The 14,330-nt window shown below is 63.8% G+C and carries 14 protein-coding genes; 10 read left to right on the top strand and 4 right to left on the bottom strand.

All coding sequences use genetic code 11. From position 1 onward, the window contains the following. The first annotated feature begins 60 nt into the window (after nucleotides 1-60). The 3 genes from C9I57_RS18205 (at nucleotide 61) to nadC (ending at nucleotide 3,489) form a co-directional block, all read left to right on the top strand. Entirely contained in the window at nucleotides 61-1,257 is a 1,197-nt protein-coding gene (locus tag C9I57_RS18205) for a DesA family fatty acid desaturase (protein WP_107152016.1), read from the top strand. Between the two features lie 163 nt (nucleotides 1,258-1,420). Then, nucleotides 1,421-2,566, top strand: a complete 1,146-nt coding sequence (nadA, locus tag C9I57_RS18200) for a quinolinate synthase NadA (RefSeq protein ID WP_107152084.1) — start codon at nucleotides 1,421-1,423, stop codon at nucleotides 2,564-2,566. Between the two features lie 23 nt (nucleotides 2,567-2,589). Then, a complete protein-coding gene (gene nadC / locus C9I57_RS18195; RefSeq protein ID WP_107152015.1) occupies nucleotides 2,590-3,489 on the top strand; it encodes a carboxylating nicotinate-nucleotide diphosphorylase in 900 nt (299 codons plus the stop codon). A 91-nt stretch (nucleotides 3,490-3,580) separates the two neighbouring features. On the opposite strand, the gene nadB is transcribed toward nadC, so the two are convergent. From nadB to radC, 4 genes are all read right to left on the bottom strand, one after another. Further along, nucleotides 3,581-5,179 (bottom strand): L-aspartate oxidase, encoded by a 1,599-nt coding sequence (gene nadB / locus C9I57_RS18190; protein WP_107152014.1) that lies wholly within the window; start codon nucleotides 5,177-5,179, stop codon nucleotides 3,581-3,583. Nucleotides 5,180-5,293: 114 nt separating this feature from the next. Beyond that, nucleotides 5,294-5,461 (bottom strand): 50S ribosomal protein L33, encoded by a 168-nt coding sequence (gene rpmG / locus C9I57_RS18185; protein WP_004185395.1) that lies wholly within the window; start codon nucleotides 5,459-5,461, stop codon nucleotides 5,294-5,296. A gap of 17 nt (nucleotides 5,462-5,478) precedes the next feature. Beyond that, complete coding sequence (gene rpmB / locus C9I57_RS18180) at nucleotides 5,479-5,712, bottom strand: 50S ribosomal protein L28 (RefSeq protein ID WP_026230132.1); 234 nt, start codon at nucleotides 5,710-5,712, stop codon at nucleotides 5,479-5,481. 381 nt (nucleotides 5,713-6,093) lie between these two features. Continuing rightward, entirely contained in the window at nucleotides 6,094-6,834 is a 741-nt protein-coding gene (gene radC, locus C9I57_RS18175) for a RadC family protein (protein WP_107152013.1), read from the bottom strand. Nucleotides 6,835-7,031: 197 nt separating this feature from the next. On the opposite strand from radC, the gene C9I57_RS18170 reads away from it, so the two are divergent. From C9I57_RS18170 to C9I57_RS18135, 7 genes are all read left to right on the top strand, one after another. After that, nucleotides 7,032-7,487, top strand: a complete 456-nt coding sequence (locus C9I57_RS18170) for an FKBP-type peptidyl-prolyl cis-trans isomerase (protein WP_107152012.1) — start codon at nucleotides 7,032-7,034, stop codon at nucleotides 7,485-7,487. A 3-nt stretch (nucleotides 7,488-7,490) separates the two neighbouring features. Continuing rightward, nucleotides 7,491-8,456 carry a 4-hydroxy-3-methylbut-2-enyl diphosphate reductase gene (gene ispH, locus C9I57_RS18165; RefSeq protein ID WP_107152011.1) on the top strand — a complete coding sequence of 322 codons (966 nt, stop codon included), beginning with the start codon at nucleotides 7,491-7,493 and terminating at the stop codon, nucleotides 8,454-8,456. A gap of 760 nt (nucleotides 8,457-9,216) precedes the next feature. Then, nucleotides 9,217-10,167 (top strand): branched-chain amino acid ABC transporter permease, encoded by a 951-nt coding sequence (locus C9I57_RS18155; protein ID WP_107152009.1) that lies wholly within the window; start codon nucleotides 9,217-9,219, stop codon nucleotides 10,165-10,167. Between the two features lie 16 nt (nucleotides 10,168-10,183). Continuing rightward, nucleotides 10,184-11,353, top strand: a complete 1,170-nt coding sequence (locus tag C9I57_RS18150; protein ID WP_107152008.1) for an ABC transporter permease subunit — start codon at nucleotides 10,184-10,186, stop codon at nucleotides 11,351-11,353. A gap of 70 nt (nucleotides 11,354-11,423) precedes the next feature. After that, nucleotides 11,424-12,197, top strand: coding sequence for an ABC transporter ATP-binding protein (locus C9I57_RS18145; protein ID WP_107152007.1), 774 nt, complete (start codon nucleotides 11,424-11,426; stop codon nucleotides 12,195-12,197). Then, nucleotides 12,197-12,913, top strand: a complete 717-nt coding sequence (locus tag C9I57_RS18140) for an ABC transporter ATP-binding protein (protein WP_107152006.1) — start codon at nucleotides 12,197-12,199, stop codon at nucleotides 12,911-12,913. Before C9I57_RS18145 ends, C9I57_RS18140 begins: the two co-directional genes overlap by 1 nt. 179 nt (nucleotides 12,914-13,092) lie before the next feature. Beyond that, nucleotides 13,093-14,232 (top strand): branched-chain amino acid ABC transporter substrate-binding protein, encoded by a 1,140-nt coding sequence (locus C9I57_RS18135; protein WP_107152005.1) that lies wholly within the window; start codon nucleotides 13,093-13,095, stop codon nucleotides 14,230-14,232. Nucleotides 14,233-14,330 lie beyond the last annotated feature (98 nt).

Raw genomic sequence — 14,330 nt, 5'->3', positions numbered from 1 at the left:
TCGGTCGCGCGCCCCGGCGCCCGACGTTGCGCAGCCGTCGTTGCTCCACAGGTAAATGCCTTGCTGAACTCCCTGCTCGACTTTCTCGCCCACGGCACGCTGCACTTCTCGTGGTGGCAGATCGTGCTCTTCACGCTGGCCGTGACACACGTCACCATCATCGGCGTCACCGTTTATCTGCATCGCTGCCAGGCGCACCGCGCGCTCGACCTGCATCCGGTCGCGAGCCATTTTTTCCGCTTCTGGCTCTGGATGACGACGGGCATGCTGACGGGGCAGTGGGCCGCGATCCACCGCAAGCATCACGCGAAATGCGAGACCGAAGAGGATCCGCACAGCCCGCAGACGCGCGGGATCTGGAAAGTCCTGCTCGAAGGCGCCGAGCTCTATCGCGCCGAGGCGCGCAACGAAGAAACGATGCGCCGCTTCGGCCACGGCACGCCGAACGACTGGATCGAGCGCAATCTCTATACGAAATACCCGATTCTCGGCGTGAGCCTGATGATGGTCATCGACGTCGCGCTGTTCGGCGTCGTCGGCCTGACCGTCTGGGCGGTGCAGATGGCCTGGATCCCGTTCTGGGCGGCCGGCGTCGTCAACGGTCTCGGACATTTCTGGGGCTATCGCAACTTCAATTCGGAAGACGCGAGCACGAACCTCTTTCCGCTCGGCATCCTCATCGGCGGCGAGGAGCTCCACAACAATCACCACACCTATGCGACATCGGCGAAGCTCTCGAACAAGTGGTTCGAGTTCGACATCGGCTGGGCCTATATCCGTCTCATGTCGGCCTGCCGGCTTGCCAAGGTGAAAAAAGTCGCGCCCACGCCGCGCCTGGCCTCGCGCAAGCTGGTCCTCGACCAGGACACGCTGCAGGCCGTCCTCTCGAACCGCTATGAGGTCATGGCGCGCTATGCGAAGACGGTCAAGCGCGCTTACCGGCAAGAGCTCGCGCGCCTGAAGGAAATCGGCGCGCGCGAAAAGTACGCGCTCATGAAGAGCGCGGGCAAGTGGTTCCACAAGGACGAAAGCGGCCTCGACGAGCCGCAGAAGCGCCAGCTGCCCGAGATCTTCGCGAACAATCAGACGCTTTTGACGTTCATCGAGCTGCGCAAGGACCTCGCGGCGATCTGGGACCGCTCGAACGCTTCGCGTGAGCAGTTGCTGGCCCAATTGCAGGACTGGTGCCACCGCGCCGAGCAAAGCGGGATCAAGGCTTTGCAGGAATTCGCGCTGCGCCTGCGCCGATACGCCTGATCGCGAAATCCATTACAATTTCGAGACGTCACAAGACACCCCGCGCTGGCGGGGTGTTGCTTTTTAGGCGCATTGGAGATGAGGGCAGGCCGGCCTTTTCGGGCTTCCGTCGCGACCTCGATCGCTTCCGGTGCCGCCGGCAGCGTTGCTTCGGGAGGGGATGATGGGTGCGACGATCAGGACCGTCGAGTTCGATAAGCCGCTGGTTTCGAGCACGGCGGGGGCCGTCTGCGGCGTGGGTCAGGCGTGGGCGAAGGTGCCCGTCGTGCCGTCGCCCGAAGAACGGCACGCATTGAAGGCACGTATTCGCGCGCTGCTCGCACGGGAAAATGCGGTGCTCGTCGCGCATTACTACGTCGATCCCGAACTGCAGGAACTCGCCGACGAAACGGGCGGCTGCGTGGCCGACTCGCTCGAGATGGCCCGCTTCGGCCGCGACCATGACGCCCGCACGCTCGTCGTAGCCGGCGTGCGCTTCATGGGCGAAACAGCGAAGATCCTGAGCCCCGACAAGCGTATTCTCATGCCCGATCTCGACGCGACGTGCTCGCTCGATCTCGGATGCCCAGCCGACGAATTCTCCGCATTTTGCGATGCGCATCCCGATCGCACGGTCGTCGTGTACGCGAATACGAGCGCGGCGGTCAAGGCGCGCGCCGACTGGATGGTGACTTCGTCGATCGGCCTCGAGATCGTTGCCGACCTCCATGCGCGCGGCGAGAAAATTCTCTGGGCGCCCGATCGCCATCTGGGTAGCTATATCCAGAAGCAGACGGGCGCCGACATGCTGCTGTGGCAGGGCTCATGCCTCGTTCACGACGAGTTCAAGGGCATCGAGCTCGATTTGCTGCGTGCCGAATACCCGGAGGCCAAGGTGCTCGTGCACCCCGAGTCGCCCGAGAGCGTGGTCGCTCAGGCCGACGTCGTAGGTTCGACGACGCAATTGATCGACGCCGCGAAGCGGCTCCCCGCGACGCACTTCATCGTCGCGACCGATCTCGGCATTCTCCACAAGATGCGCCTGGCGGCGCCCGGCAAGACGTTCATCGAAGCGCCTACCGCCGGCAACAGCGCGACCTGCAAGAGCTGCGCGCATTGCCCGTGGATGGCGATGAACGGGCTCGTCAATCTGGCCGACGTGCTCGAGCGCGGCCATAACGAGATCTTCGTCGACGCGGCGATTGGCGAGCGGGCACGCGTGCCGATCGACCGTATGCTTGCTTTCGCCGCCGAGCGCAAGCACCGCGTGCAGGCAAGCGGCGACCTCGCGCGCGACACGGCGCTGTTCGCCAACGTCGGCGCGGCCTGATGCCAATAGCAGGAACTTCGTCGATGTCCGAACAGCACATGGTTCAAGGCGACGCAGTGTCGCCGCTTTATACGGAAATCCGCACGCAGTACGGCGCGGCGTTCGACGCCGCACTGGCGCGCAACGTCGCCGATGCACTCGCCGAGGATATCGGCAGCGGCGACGTGACGGGGCGTCTCGTGCCGGCCGACGCGGTGCGTCACGCACGCATCGTCGTACGCGAGGAGGCGATCCTTTGCGGCGTGCCGTGGTTTGCGGCCGTGATGCGCCAGGTGGAGCCGTCGATCGAAATCGACTGGCGCTACCGCGAGGGCGATCGCATGACGGCCGATTCCGTCGTCTGTGAATTGCGCGGCCCTGTGCGTGCGCTGTTGACGGCCGAGCGAAATGGGCTCAATTTTCTGCAGTTGCTTTCGGGCGTGGCGAGCGCGACACGCCGTTACGTCGATGCGATCGCGGGCACACGCGCCCGTATCCTGGACACGCGCAAGACGCTGCCGGGCCTGCGGCTCGCGCAAAAGTACGCAGTACGCGTGGGCGGCGGCGCAAATCAGCGGCTCGCCCTTTACGACGGCATTCTCATCAAGGAAAACCATATTGCCGCGGCGGGCGGCGTCGGGGCGGCGCTAGAAGCGGCCTATGCGCTCGATGCGGGCGTTCCCGTTCAGATCGAGGTCGAGACGCTCGAGCAGCTCGAGTCCGCGCTCGCGCATGGCGCGCAGTCGATCCTGCTCGACAATTTCTCGTTCGCGGCGATGCGCGACGCCGTGAAGCTGACGGCCGGCCGCGCCGTGCTCGAAGTGTCGGGCGGCGTGAACTTCGATACGGTGCGTACGATCGCCGAGACAGGGGTCGACCGCATCTCGATCGGTTCGCTGACGAAGGATGTTCGCGCGACCGATTATTCGATGCGGATCGTGTAGGGCGGCTACTCGCGTGAGCTTCGCAAGGCGTGGCCAGCGCACCGGGCTCGGATAACGCCCGCGGTTGCCGTGGCATCCGCGCGGGCCGCTGTCAGACTTGCCGGTTTCGCACGCGCTCGGGAGCAAGCACGGTCGGCAGTGCCTTGGGGAGTGCCGCGGGCCAGTCGCGTGAGAAGTGCAGTCCGCGGCTTTCGCGCCGCGAGCGTGCGCTGTCGACGATCAGCATCGCCACATCGACGAGGTTGCGCAACTCCAGCAGGTCGCGGCTTACCTTGAAGTTCGCGTAGTACTCCTGAATTTCGTCGCGCAAAAGCGCGATCCGATGTTTGGCCCGCGTGAGCCGCTTGTCGGTGCGCACGATGCCGACGTAGTTCCACATGAGCCGCCGCAGTTCGTCCCAGTTGTGCGCGACGACGACTTCCTCGTCGGGATCGGACACGCGGCTTTCATCCCAATCGGGCAACGGCGCGTGCGCGCCAGCCTCGAAACCGTCGCTTTCGATGACAGCCGACGTCGAGCGGCCGATGACGAGGCATTCGAGCAGCGAGTTGCTTGCCAGCCGGTTCGCGCCGTGCAGACCGGTGCAGGCCGTCTCGCCGACGGCGTAGAGACCCGCGAGATCGGTGCGGCCGGCGAGGTCCGTGACGACGCCGCCGCAGGTGTAATGCGCGGCTGGCACCACGGGAATCGGGTCTTTCGTGATGTCGATGCCGAACTCGAGGCAGCGCGCGAGAATCGTCGGGAAATGTTCACGCAGGAAGGCAGCCGGCTGATGACTGATGTCGAGATAGACGCAGTCGATCCCGCGTTTCTTGATCTCGAAGTCGATCGCTCGCGCCACGATGTCGCGCGGCGCGAGCTCGGCCCGTTCGTCGTGCGCCGGCATGAACCGCGTGCCGTCGGGCAGCAGCAGCCGGCCCCCTTCGCCGCGCACGGCCTCCGAAATCAGGAACGATTTCGCGTAAGGGTGGAAGAGGCAAGTCGGATGGAACTGGATGAACTCCATGTTCGAGACGCGGCAGCCGGCGCGCCAAGCCATCGCAATCCCGTCCCCGGTCGCGGTGTCCGGGTTGGTCGTGTACAAATAGACCTTGCCCGCGCCTCCCGTTGCGAGCACCGTATGCGGCGCCTGCAGCGTGACGGTGCGTCCGCTGGCGAGATCGAGCGCGTAGAGGCCGTGGCAGCGGCGGCCGGGCAATCCGAGCCTGTCCGACGTAATGAGGTCGATGGCATAGTGATCCTCGAGCAGCGTGATGTTCGGATGCTGACGCACGCGCTCGGACAACGTCTCGACGACGGCGTGCCCCGTTGCATCTGCCGCATGAATGATGCGCCGGTGACTGTGCCCGCCTTCCCGCGTCAAATGAAATCCGAGCTCGGCTGCTTCGTCGCGCGTGAACGGTACGCCCCGCTCGATCAGCCATTCGATGGCGGCGCGGCCGCCTTCGACGATGAAGCGTGTCGCGGCTTCGTCGCACAGGCCCGCGCCGGCGACCAACGTGTCGCGGACGTGGTTCTCGATGCTGTCGGCCGAGTCGAGTACGGCCGCGATGCCGCCCTGAGCCCAATCGCTCGCGCCCTCGGTCATCGATCGCTTGGCGAGGACCGCGACGCGGCGCTTCTCGGCGAGGTTCAATGCGACCGTCAAACCCGCAAGTCCGCTGCCCACGATCACGACGTCGAAATTCATGTGCCTTGCTCCTGCCCGTTGGATCGAGGGCTCTTGCTCCGGTAAACGCAAAAGCCCCGCTGCAATGCGGGGCTTTTGCCGTCTTTGTCGTTCAAGCTCGAAGGAAACAACCGATCACTTGATCTTGGTTTCCTTGTACGCGACATGCTTGCGAGCGACGGGATCGAACTTCATGATCTCCATCTTCTCAGGCATGTTGCGCTTGTTCTTCGTCGTGGTATAGAAGTGACCCGTGCCTGCGGTCGACTCAAGCTTGATCTTGTCGCGTGCGCCTTTCGCCATGATTCAGACTCCTTCGCTTAGATTTCGCCGCGTGCGCGCAGGTCGGCAAGCACGGACTCGATGCCCTTCTTGTCGATGAGGCGCAGACCCGCGTTCGAGACGCGCAGGCTCACCCAGCGGTTCTCGCTCTCCACCCAGAAGCGGCGGTTTTGCAGATTCGGCAAAAAGCGCCGCTTCGTCTTGTTGTTCGCGTGGGAAACGTTGTTGCCGCTCATCGGCGCTTTCCCAGTTACTTGGCATACGCGTGCCATATGAGAGCACTCCTAAAACGCTTATATTCGGTTCAAGCCTGGGTTCGAGAGCCGGACCGGCCTACGCTACTGCTTTCGGGCGTATCCGCTCTGATTCCTTCAGACCTCTTCGCCTTACCGGCCGTTGTTCGTCGCTCGCTTCGTTCGACTTCCTGCTCGACTCTCGCCGTCGACGATCGTTCGGCCGCCGCTCGTACTTGCCGGTACCACGCCGGTACGAATGCGGGCGCGGCGTCATGACCGCATCCGAGCGTCCGTCCGGATTCCGGATGCGATTCGGATCGGAAAAAATAGGCAGACGGCGATTCTAGCAGAAAAACCGCCGAAAAATCAAACGTTATTTGCGTTTTCCTCGCCGGGCGCGCCGGCGCGCCCGCCACCTCAAAGCAAGCCCGAATTCGCGAACGAGAAGACCGTGTTTCGTCCGACCACGAGATGATCGACGAGCCGCACATCGATGAGCGAGAGCGCGTCGCGCAGCACGCGCGTGAGCTGACGATCGCTCGCGCTCGGCTTGGCCGCGCCCGACGGATGGTTGTGCGCGACGATCAGCGCGGCCGCGTTGGTCGCCAGGGCTCGGCGCACGATCTCGCGCGGGTAGACGGCCATGTGCGCGATCGATCCGCGTGAGCACTCCTCGCTGTCGATGAGGCGGTGCCGCGCGTCGAGAAAGAGGCAGAGAAAGACCTCGTGAGGGCGCGTGCCGATCAGCAGCCGCACGTAGTCCTCGACGGCGGCGCTCGAATCGATGAGGGGCTGCTCCCTGGCTTTTTCGGCGAGCGCGCGCCGCGCCATCTCGAAGACGGCGAGCAGTATCGCCTTCTTTGCCGGTCCGATGCCGCGCATTCCGGCGAAATCCGCCGAGCTGGCATCGAGCATCCCGCGCAGTGAGCCGAAGCGCTCGAGCAGCGCCCGCGACACCTCGAACACGTTGTGACCCGGCACGCCGCAGCCGAGAAATAGCGCGATCAGCTCCGCGTCCGACAGCGCGCAGGCGCCGACCTTCAGGAGCCGCTCGCGCGGCATATCGTCGCGCGGGCGGAGTTCGCGTGATTTCGCGGGCTCGGCCGCTACGACCGTTTCAGCCATTTCGGTTTCAGCAATGTCGGAACTAAATTCCATACCGTACTCTCCCACATTCGCATATCAGCGGGCCGTCGCGAAAGCGGCGGCAGGGCGGCGGACCGCGGCCGCGGTCCGGCCCCCGCCTCGCTCGGCAACGTGCCTTACAATAGAGACTTTGCGCCTGGGGCGCGGAACGGTTTCCCTCTTCCCTGCGCGCGCCGCGCGGATCGCGCCCCGACGAAACGAGTCATCTCATGAGCATCATCGACATCTCCGAAGTGAAACCCGGCTCCCATGTGACGCTTCACTACCGGCTTTCACTTGCCGATGGCGGCGATATCGTCAACACTTTCGCCGATAAGCCGGCCACACTGCTCATCGGCGCCGGGCAGATCGCGCCGCCGCTCGAAGACATTCTCGTGGGGTTGAAGACGGGGCACCATTCGACCTTCCGGCTAGGTGCCGGCGTCGCCTTCGGCGAGCGCAACCCCGATCTCGTCCAGCGCGTGTCGCTCGCCGCGCTGCGCGCAAACGGGATGGTCGACGACGATTTCACCCCCGGCGAGGTCATCGAGTTCAACGCGCCCGACGGCGGCCGCTACGCGGGCGTGCTGAAGGAAATCGGCGAGACGTCCGCGCTTTTCGACTTCAACCACCCGCTCGCCGGGCAGGCGTTGGCGTTCGAAGTCAAGATCATCGGGATTCTGTAAGACATGAGCCTCACAGATACTTCTCTTGCCGCAGCGGATGCCGAAATCCTGCTTGCGCAGCCGCGCGGCTTCTGTGCGGGCGTCGATCGCGCGATCGAGATCGTCGAGCGCGCGATCAAGCTCTACGGCGCCCCCATCTACGTGCGTCATGAGATCGTCCACAACGCGTATGTCGTGGACGATCTGCGCAAGAAGGGCGCGATATTCGTCGAAGTGCTCGACGAAGTGCCGCCGGGCAGCACCGTCGTTTTCAGCGCGCACGGCGTGCCGAAAGCCGTGCGCGAGGATGCCGAGGCGCGTGGGCTGCGCGTCTACGATGCGACTTGTCCGCTCGTGACGAAGGTGCACATCGAGGTCGCGAAGATGCGGCAGGAGGGCCTCGACATCATCATGATCGGCCATCGCGGCCACCCCGAAGTCGAAGGAACGATGGGCCAGTGCCGTGAGGGCATGTATCTCGTCGAGAGCATCGAAGACGTGAATGCGCTCGAGCTTGCCGATCCGGGCCGGATCGCGTTCGTCACGCAAACGACGCTCTCGGTCGACGATGCTTCGGAAATCATCGCCGCCCTGAAGGCTCGCTTTCCGGGTATTCGCGAGCCGAAGAAGCAGGACATCTGCTACGCGACGCAGAACCGGCAGGACGCCGTCAAGTTCATGGCGCCGCAATGCGACGTCGTCATCGTCGTCGGCAGTCCCAACAGTTCGAACTCGAACCGGTTGCGCGAAGTGGCGGAAAAGCGCGGCGTGCCGGCCTATATGGTCGATTCGCCCGATCAGATCGACCCGGCCTGGGTCGAGGGCAGGCGGCGCATCGGCGTGACGGCGGGGGCGTCGGCGCCCGAGGTGCTCGCGCAGGCCGTGATCGCCCGCCTGCGCGAACTGGGCGTGCGCAACGTGCGCGCACTCGAAGGAATCGAGGAAAGCATCGCATTTCCGCTGCCGCGCGGTTTGTCGCTCCCCGAATGAGACGGCGACCGGTGGCCGGATGAGCGGCCGCCAAAATCAAGTTCCCATGGAAGAAGAGAAAAGCGCGCCGCGGGCGCGCTTTTTTCATTGTCGATTCGCGCGCATTCGGCGCTCGGGCCTGTCCTGGTTGCGCCAGCCGACTGTCGGAAGATTGCAACCAGGTTGCAATCGAATCGCGTTAGTTACCTCAAAAAAAGGTTGCAATGCAGGAAAACCCTGCCGACTCAGCTTTTTGGCCAGTCGATAATTGGAGTTACAATGCGCCCGTCCTAGAGGTCTTGCGGCCTTCAGGCATCAGTTTCGGAAGGCGCAGGAGACCGAGTTAATGCATGTTCAGTTTGCTCACGCCGCGCTTTGCAAGGCCAACGGCGGCGAGGCGAGCACCGGTAAGGCGGCACGCACCGTTTCGCCGGCAGACGAGGAAACCCGGACGCTTCCGGGGTTCGGACTTCCTCTGCGCGTGACGTCGCGAAGCGCGTCTGCCGTGGCGGAATTCAGTGGCGAGACGTTTGCCCGAACGGGCATCGTTTTTTGCGATGGGACAAGCTGGGAAACCCGACGGCACCGGATACCCGACGGTGCCGTTTTTGCATCCGCCTTATCGGACCGCCCGCCGGATCACGGCATAAGCGGTGCGTGAGGCGGCCAACCCTTACCGGTTTTTTTATCAGTACCCGCAGTGCCGTTGCGGTTTTCGCCGACGGTTCACATTACGGTGAACGAAGGCGGAAATCCAGTCGCACGGGCTAAGGAGCATTAAATGGATATCTTCATCCAGCAGATCCTCAACGGTCTGGTGCTGGGCAGTGTCTATGCCATCATCGCACTGGGCTACACCATGGTTTACGGCATTCTGGGCATCATCAACTTCGCGCACGGCGATGTTCTGATGATCGGCGCGATGGTTGCGCTCTCGGCCATCACGGTGCTGCACAATCATTTCCCCGGTCTCGGCAATGTGGCGACGCTCGTCATCGGGCTCCTCATCGCCGCGATCGTCTGCGCGGTGGTCGGCTATGTGATCGAGCGCGCCGCGTACCGGCCGTTGCGCCGCGCGCCGCGCCTCGCCCCGCTCATCACCGCGATCGGCGTCTCGATTCTGCTCGAGACGATCGCGATGATCATCTGGGGCCGCAATCCGCTGCCGTTCCCGCAGCTGCTGCCGACCGATCCGATCAACGTGATCAAGGCCACCGACACGACGCCCGGCGCAGTGATATCGATGACCGAGATCGTGATCATCGTGACGGCGTTCGTCGTGATGGCGGGGCTCTTGCTGCTCGTGCACAAGACGAAGCTCGGCCGCGCGATGCGCGCCATCGCCGAGAACCCGAGCGTCGCCAGCCTCATGGGCGTGAACCCGAATTTCGTCATTTCGGCGACCTTCATGATCGGCTCGGCGCTGGCCGCGCTCGCGGGCGTCATGATCGCGTCCGAGTACGGCAACATCCACTTTTACATGGGCTTCATTCCGGGCATGAAGGCGTTCACGGCGGCGGTGCTGGGCGGGATCGGCAACCTCGGGGGCGCGATGGTAGGGGGCGTGGTGCTCGGTCTCATCGAACAGCTGGGTGCCGGCTACATCGGCAACCTCACGGGCGGCGTCTTCGGCAGCAACTATCAGGACGTGTTCGCTTTCATCGTGCTGATCATCGTGCTGGTGTTCCGTCCGTCGGGCCTGCTCGGCGAGCGTGTCGCGGATCGCGCGTAAGGGTAAGGAGCAAAACATGACTTCAATTCAACCGATCGAGCCGTCCACGACGCTCGTTCCCGAGAAAAGCGCCGCCAAGACTCTCGTCGTCGGCTTGATCACGGCCGCGTTCGTGATCGCGGCGCCATTCATCATCGGCTCGGCAGGGGGCAACTACTGGGTGCGCGTGCTCGACTTCGCGATGCTCTACGTGATGCTGGCCCTGGGCCTGAACGTGGTGGTCGGGTTCGCGGGGCTGCTGGACCTCGGCTATATCGCGTTCTACGCGGTGGGCGCCTACACGGCCGCGTTGCTGACTTCGCCGCACCTGGCCAATCAGTTCGAGTGGTTCAACCACATGTGGCCCGGCGGCATGCACTTGTCGTACTTCATCATCGTGCCGATCGCGATGGCGCTCGCGGCGTTCTTCGGCGTCCTGCTCGGCGCTCCGACGCTGCGCCTGCGCGGCGACTACCTCGCGATCGTGACGCTCGGCTTCGGCGAGATCGTGCGGATCTTCATGAACAACCTCGATCGGCCGGTCAACATCACGAACGGGCCACAGGGGATCACGGGCATCGATCCCGTGCACGTGGGTGGCTTCAGCCTCTCGCAGACGCATTCGATCTTCGGCTTGCAGATTACGTCCGTCTACTTTTACTACTACCTCTTCGTGCTCTGCGCACTGCTCGTGATCTGGGTCTGCACGCGCTTGCAGCACTCGCGTATCGGCCGCGCGTGGGCGGCGATTCGCGAGGACGAGATCGCCGCGAAGGCGATGGGGATCAACACGCGTAACGTGAAGCTGCTCGCATTCGCGATGGGGGCGTCGTTCGGCGGGCTGTCGGGCGCGATGTTCGCGGGCTTCCAAGGGTTCGTGTCGCCCGAGTCCTTCACGTTCTGGGAATCGGTCGTGGTGCTCGCGTGCGTGGTGCTGGGCGGCATGGGCCATATCCCGGGCGTGATTCTCGGCGCGGTGCTGCTTGCGGTGTTCCCCGAGTTCCTGCGCTCGACGATGGGCCCGCTGCAGAACATGCTGTTCGGTCACCAGATCGTCGATACGGAAGTGATCCGCCAACTGCTGTACGGTCTCGCGATGGTGCTCATCATGCTGTACCGCTCGGAGGGCTTGTGGCCCGCCGCGAAGCACGAGGACAAGATCGCGAAACTGGCAAGGCGCAACGGCAAGAAGCCGGCGCGCGCCTAAGGCCCGGCAGCGTTGGATGAGACCGGAGTAGTCGCTCAAGCGCTGACTCCGGTCGACAGGAGAAAACTTCATGAGCAAAGATATTCGTTTGTCCGTCAAGGGCGTGAACAAGCGTTTCGGCGGTCTGCAGGCGCTCTCGGACGTCGGGCTGACGATCGAGGAAGGGCAGATCTACGGTTTGATCGGACCGAACGGTGCCGGCAAGACGACGTTCTTCAATGTGATTACGGGGCTTTACACGCCTGATTCGGGCGATTTCGTGCTCGACGGCAAGCCGTACACGCCGACGGCCGTTTATCAGGTCGCCCAGGCGGGCATCGCGCGCACGTTCCAAAACATTCGCCTCTTCGGCGGCATGACGGCGCTCGAGAACGTGATGGTGGGGCGCCACGTGCGCACGAAGCACGGGCTTTTCGGCGCGGTGTTCCAGACGCCGGCCGAGCGCCAGGAAGAGCGCGAGATCAAGGAGCGCGCGCTGGAGCTGCTCGAGTACGTGGGCGTGCTGCAGTACGCGGACTACACGGCGCGCAACCTGTCGTATGGGCACCAGCGGCGGCTCGAGATTGCGCGCGCGCTGGCAACCGATCCTAAACTGCTCGCGCTCGACGAGCCGGCCGCGGGCATGAACGCGACGGAAAAGCTCGAGCTCACGAGGCTGCTCGAGAAGATTCGCAACGACGGCCGCACGATCCTCTTGATCGAGCACGACGTGAAGCTGGTGATGCACCTGTGCAACCGCATGACGGTGCTCGATTACGGCAAGGTGATCGCCGAAGGGCTGCCGCAGGACGTGCAGAAGGACCCGAAGGTGATCGAGGCATATTTGGGCGCGGGGGTCCACTGATGGCTACGGCAATGTTGAAAATCAAGGGCCTGCAAGTCAACTACGGCGGCATTCAGGCGGTCAAGGGCGTCGACATGGAAGTCGGCCAGGGCGAACTCGTGACGCTGATCGGCGCGAACGGCGCCGGCAAGACGACGACGATGAAGGCCATCACGGGTCTGAAGCCGTACTCGGCGGGCGACATCGAGTACCAGGGTCAGTCGATCAAGGGGATGTCGGCGCACGATCTGCTCAAGCGTGGTCTGGCGATGGTGCCGGAAGGGCGCGGGATCTTCGCGCGCATGTCGATCCTCGAGAACATGCAGATGGGCGCGTATCTGCGCTCGGACAACGACGGCGTCAAGAAGGACGTGGAGCGAATGTTCGGCTATTTTCCGCGGCTGAAGGAACGCGCGTCGCAGCTGGCGGGCACGCTTTCGGGCGGCGAGCAGCAGATGCTGGCCATGGCGCGCGCGATCATCAGTCGTCCTAAATTGTTGCTGCTGGACGAGCCATCGATGGGTCTCTCGCCGATCATGGTCGAGAAGATCTTCGAGGTGGTGCGCGATATCTCGAAGGAAGGGCTGACCGTGCTGCTCGTGGAGCAGAACGCGCGGCTCGCGCTGCAGGCCGCCAACCGGGGTTACGTCATGGATTCCGGGTCCATCACCATGTCGGGCAACGCCAAAGAGATGCTCGACGATCCGAAGGTGCGCGCCGCCTATCTGGGCGAGTGACGCAACCGCGCCTTCGCCACGCGCGGGCATCCGCGTGCGGCGAAGGCTCAAGGGCCTGTCCCGCCCTGGGGCGGGCCCTGACAAAGGGCCCATCGCTGTGCGCGCAGGGTCCTGAGCCTCCGAGGGCATCGTAAGGGCTCGAATATCTTTTAAACCCGATCCAACAAGGGGAACCAGTAGTGAAGAAATCGCTCATCGCCAGTGGCGTTGCGGCGGCGTTCGCGCTCGTCGCTCATTCCAACACGGCATTCGCCGATATCGTCGTCAAGATCGGCCATGTCGCACCGCTTACCGGCGGGCTCGCGCATCAGGGCAAGGACTGCGAAAACGGCGCCCGCCTCGCCGTCGAAGAGATCAACGAGAAGGGCCTCGTGATCGGCGGGCAGAAGGTCACGCTGCAGCTCGACGGCCAGGACGACGCGGGCGACCCGCGCACCGCGACGCAAGTCGCGCAACGTCTCGCCGACGAGAAAGTGGTTGCCGTCGTCGGTCACGAAACCTCGGGTACGTCGATTCCGGCATCGAAGATCTATAGCGATGCGGGCATCGTGCAGATCTCGCCCGCGGCGACGAATCCGACCTACACGCTGCAAGGCTTCAAGACGACCTATCGTGTCGTCGCGACCGATGCGCAGCAAGGTCCCGCGCTCGCGAACTATGCCGTGAAGAATCTCAACGTGAAGACGGTGGCCGTGGTCGACGATTCGACCGCCTATGGCCAGGGGCTTGCGAACGAATTCGAAAAGACGGCGAAAGCGCTCGGAATAAAAGTCGTGTCGCACGACGCGACGAACGACAAGGCCGTCGACTTTCGCGCGATCCTGACGAAGATCAAGGGCGAGAACCCGGACGCGATCATGTACGGCGGCATGGATGCGACGGGCGGCCCCTTCGCGAAGCAGGCACGGCAATTGGGCTTGCGCGCGAAGGTGCTCGCCGGCGACGGCCTCTGCACGAGCTCGATCGCGGCGCTCGCGGGCCAGGCGGCCGACAACATCGTTTGCTCGCAGGCGGGCAAGGGCGTCGACCAGATGGCTCAGGGCAAGGTGTTCGAAGCGAAGTATCAGAAGCGTTTCGGCCAGCCGGTCACGCTCTACGCGCCCTATACCTATGACGCCGTCTACATCATCGTCGATGCGATGAAACGCGCTCAGTCGACCGATGCGGCGAAAATCCTCGCGGCGATGCCGGCGACCGACTACAAGGGCATCATCGGTGACACCTCGTTCGACGCGAAGGGCGACCTGAAGCACGGCGTGGTTTCGCTTTACGGCTACAAGGACGGCAAGAAGACGTTCATCGACGCCGTGAAGATGTAATCGACCAGTCGACCGGTCGGGCTCACCCGAGAAAGAAAAGGCCGCATGCAGCGACGCATGCGGCCTTTTTGTTCGATTCGCCGGGATTTGCTACGAGC

This window comes from Trinickia symbiotica, assembly GCF_003028655.1.
Taxonomy (GTDB): Bacteria; Pseudomonadota; Gammaproteobacteria; order Burkholderiales; family Burkholderiaceae; genus Trinickia; species Trinickia symbiotica_A.
The sequence above is the reverse complement of the archived record's forward strand: the minus strand, read 5'-3'. Positions and strand labels throughout refer to the sequence as shown.

Coding starts and splice junctions, on each gene's coding strand:
- ispH (WP_107152011.1), top strand. CDS start 7,491: ATGAGCCTCACAGATACTTCTCTTGCCGCAGCGGATGCCGAAATCCTG.
- nadA (WP_107152084.1), top strand. CDS start 1,421: ATGGGTGCGACGATCAGGACCGTCGAGTTCGATAAGCCGCTGGTTTCG.
- rpmG (WP_004185395.1), bottom strand. CDS start 5,461: ATGGCGAAAGGCGCACGCGACAAGATCAAGCTTGAGTCGACCGCAGGC.
- C9I57_RS18170 (WP_107152012.1), top strand. CDS start 7,032: ATGAGCATCATCGACATCTCCGAAGTGAAACCCGGCTCCCATGTGACG.
- C9I57_RS18150 (WP_107152008.1), top strand. CDS start 10,184: ATGACTTCAATTCAACCGATCGAGCCGTCCACGACGCTCGTTCCCGAG.
- radC (WP_107152013.1), bottom strand. CDS start 6,834: ATGGAATTTAGTTCCGACATTGCTGAAACCGAAATGGCTGAAACGGTC.
- C9I57_RS18155 (WP_107152009.1), top strand. CDS start 9,217: ATGGATATCTTCATCCAGCAGATCCTCAACGGTCTGGTGCTGGGCAGT.
- nadC (WP_107152015.1), top strand. CDS start 2,590: ATGTCCGAACAGCACATGGTTCAAGGCGACGCAGTGTCGCCGCTTTAT.
- nadB (WP_107152014.1), bottom strand. CDS start 5,179: ATGAATTTCGACGTCGTGATCGTGGGCAGCGGACTTGCGGGTTTGACG.
- C9I57_RS18140 (WP_107152006.1), top strand. CDS start 12,197: ATGGCTACGGCAATGTTGAAAATCAAGGGCCTGCAAGTCAACTACGGC.
- rpmB (WP_026230132.1), bottom strand. CDS start 5,712: ATGGCACGCGTATGCCAAGTAACTGGGAAAGCGCCGATGAGCGGCAAC.
- C9I57_RS18145 (WP_107152007.1), top strand. CDS start 11,424: ATGAGCAAAGATATTCGTTTGTCCGTCAAGGGCGTGAACAAGCGTTTC.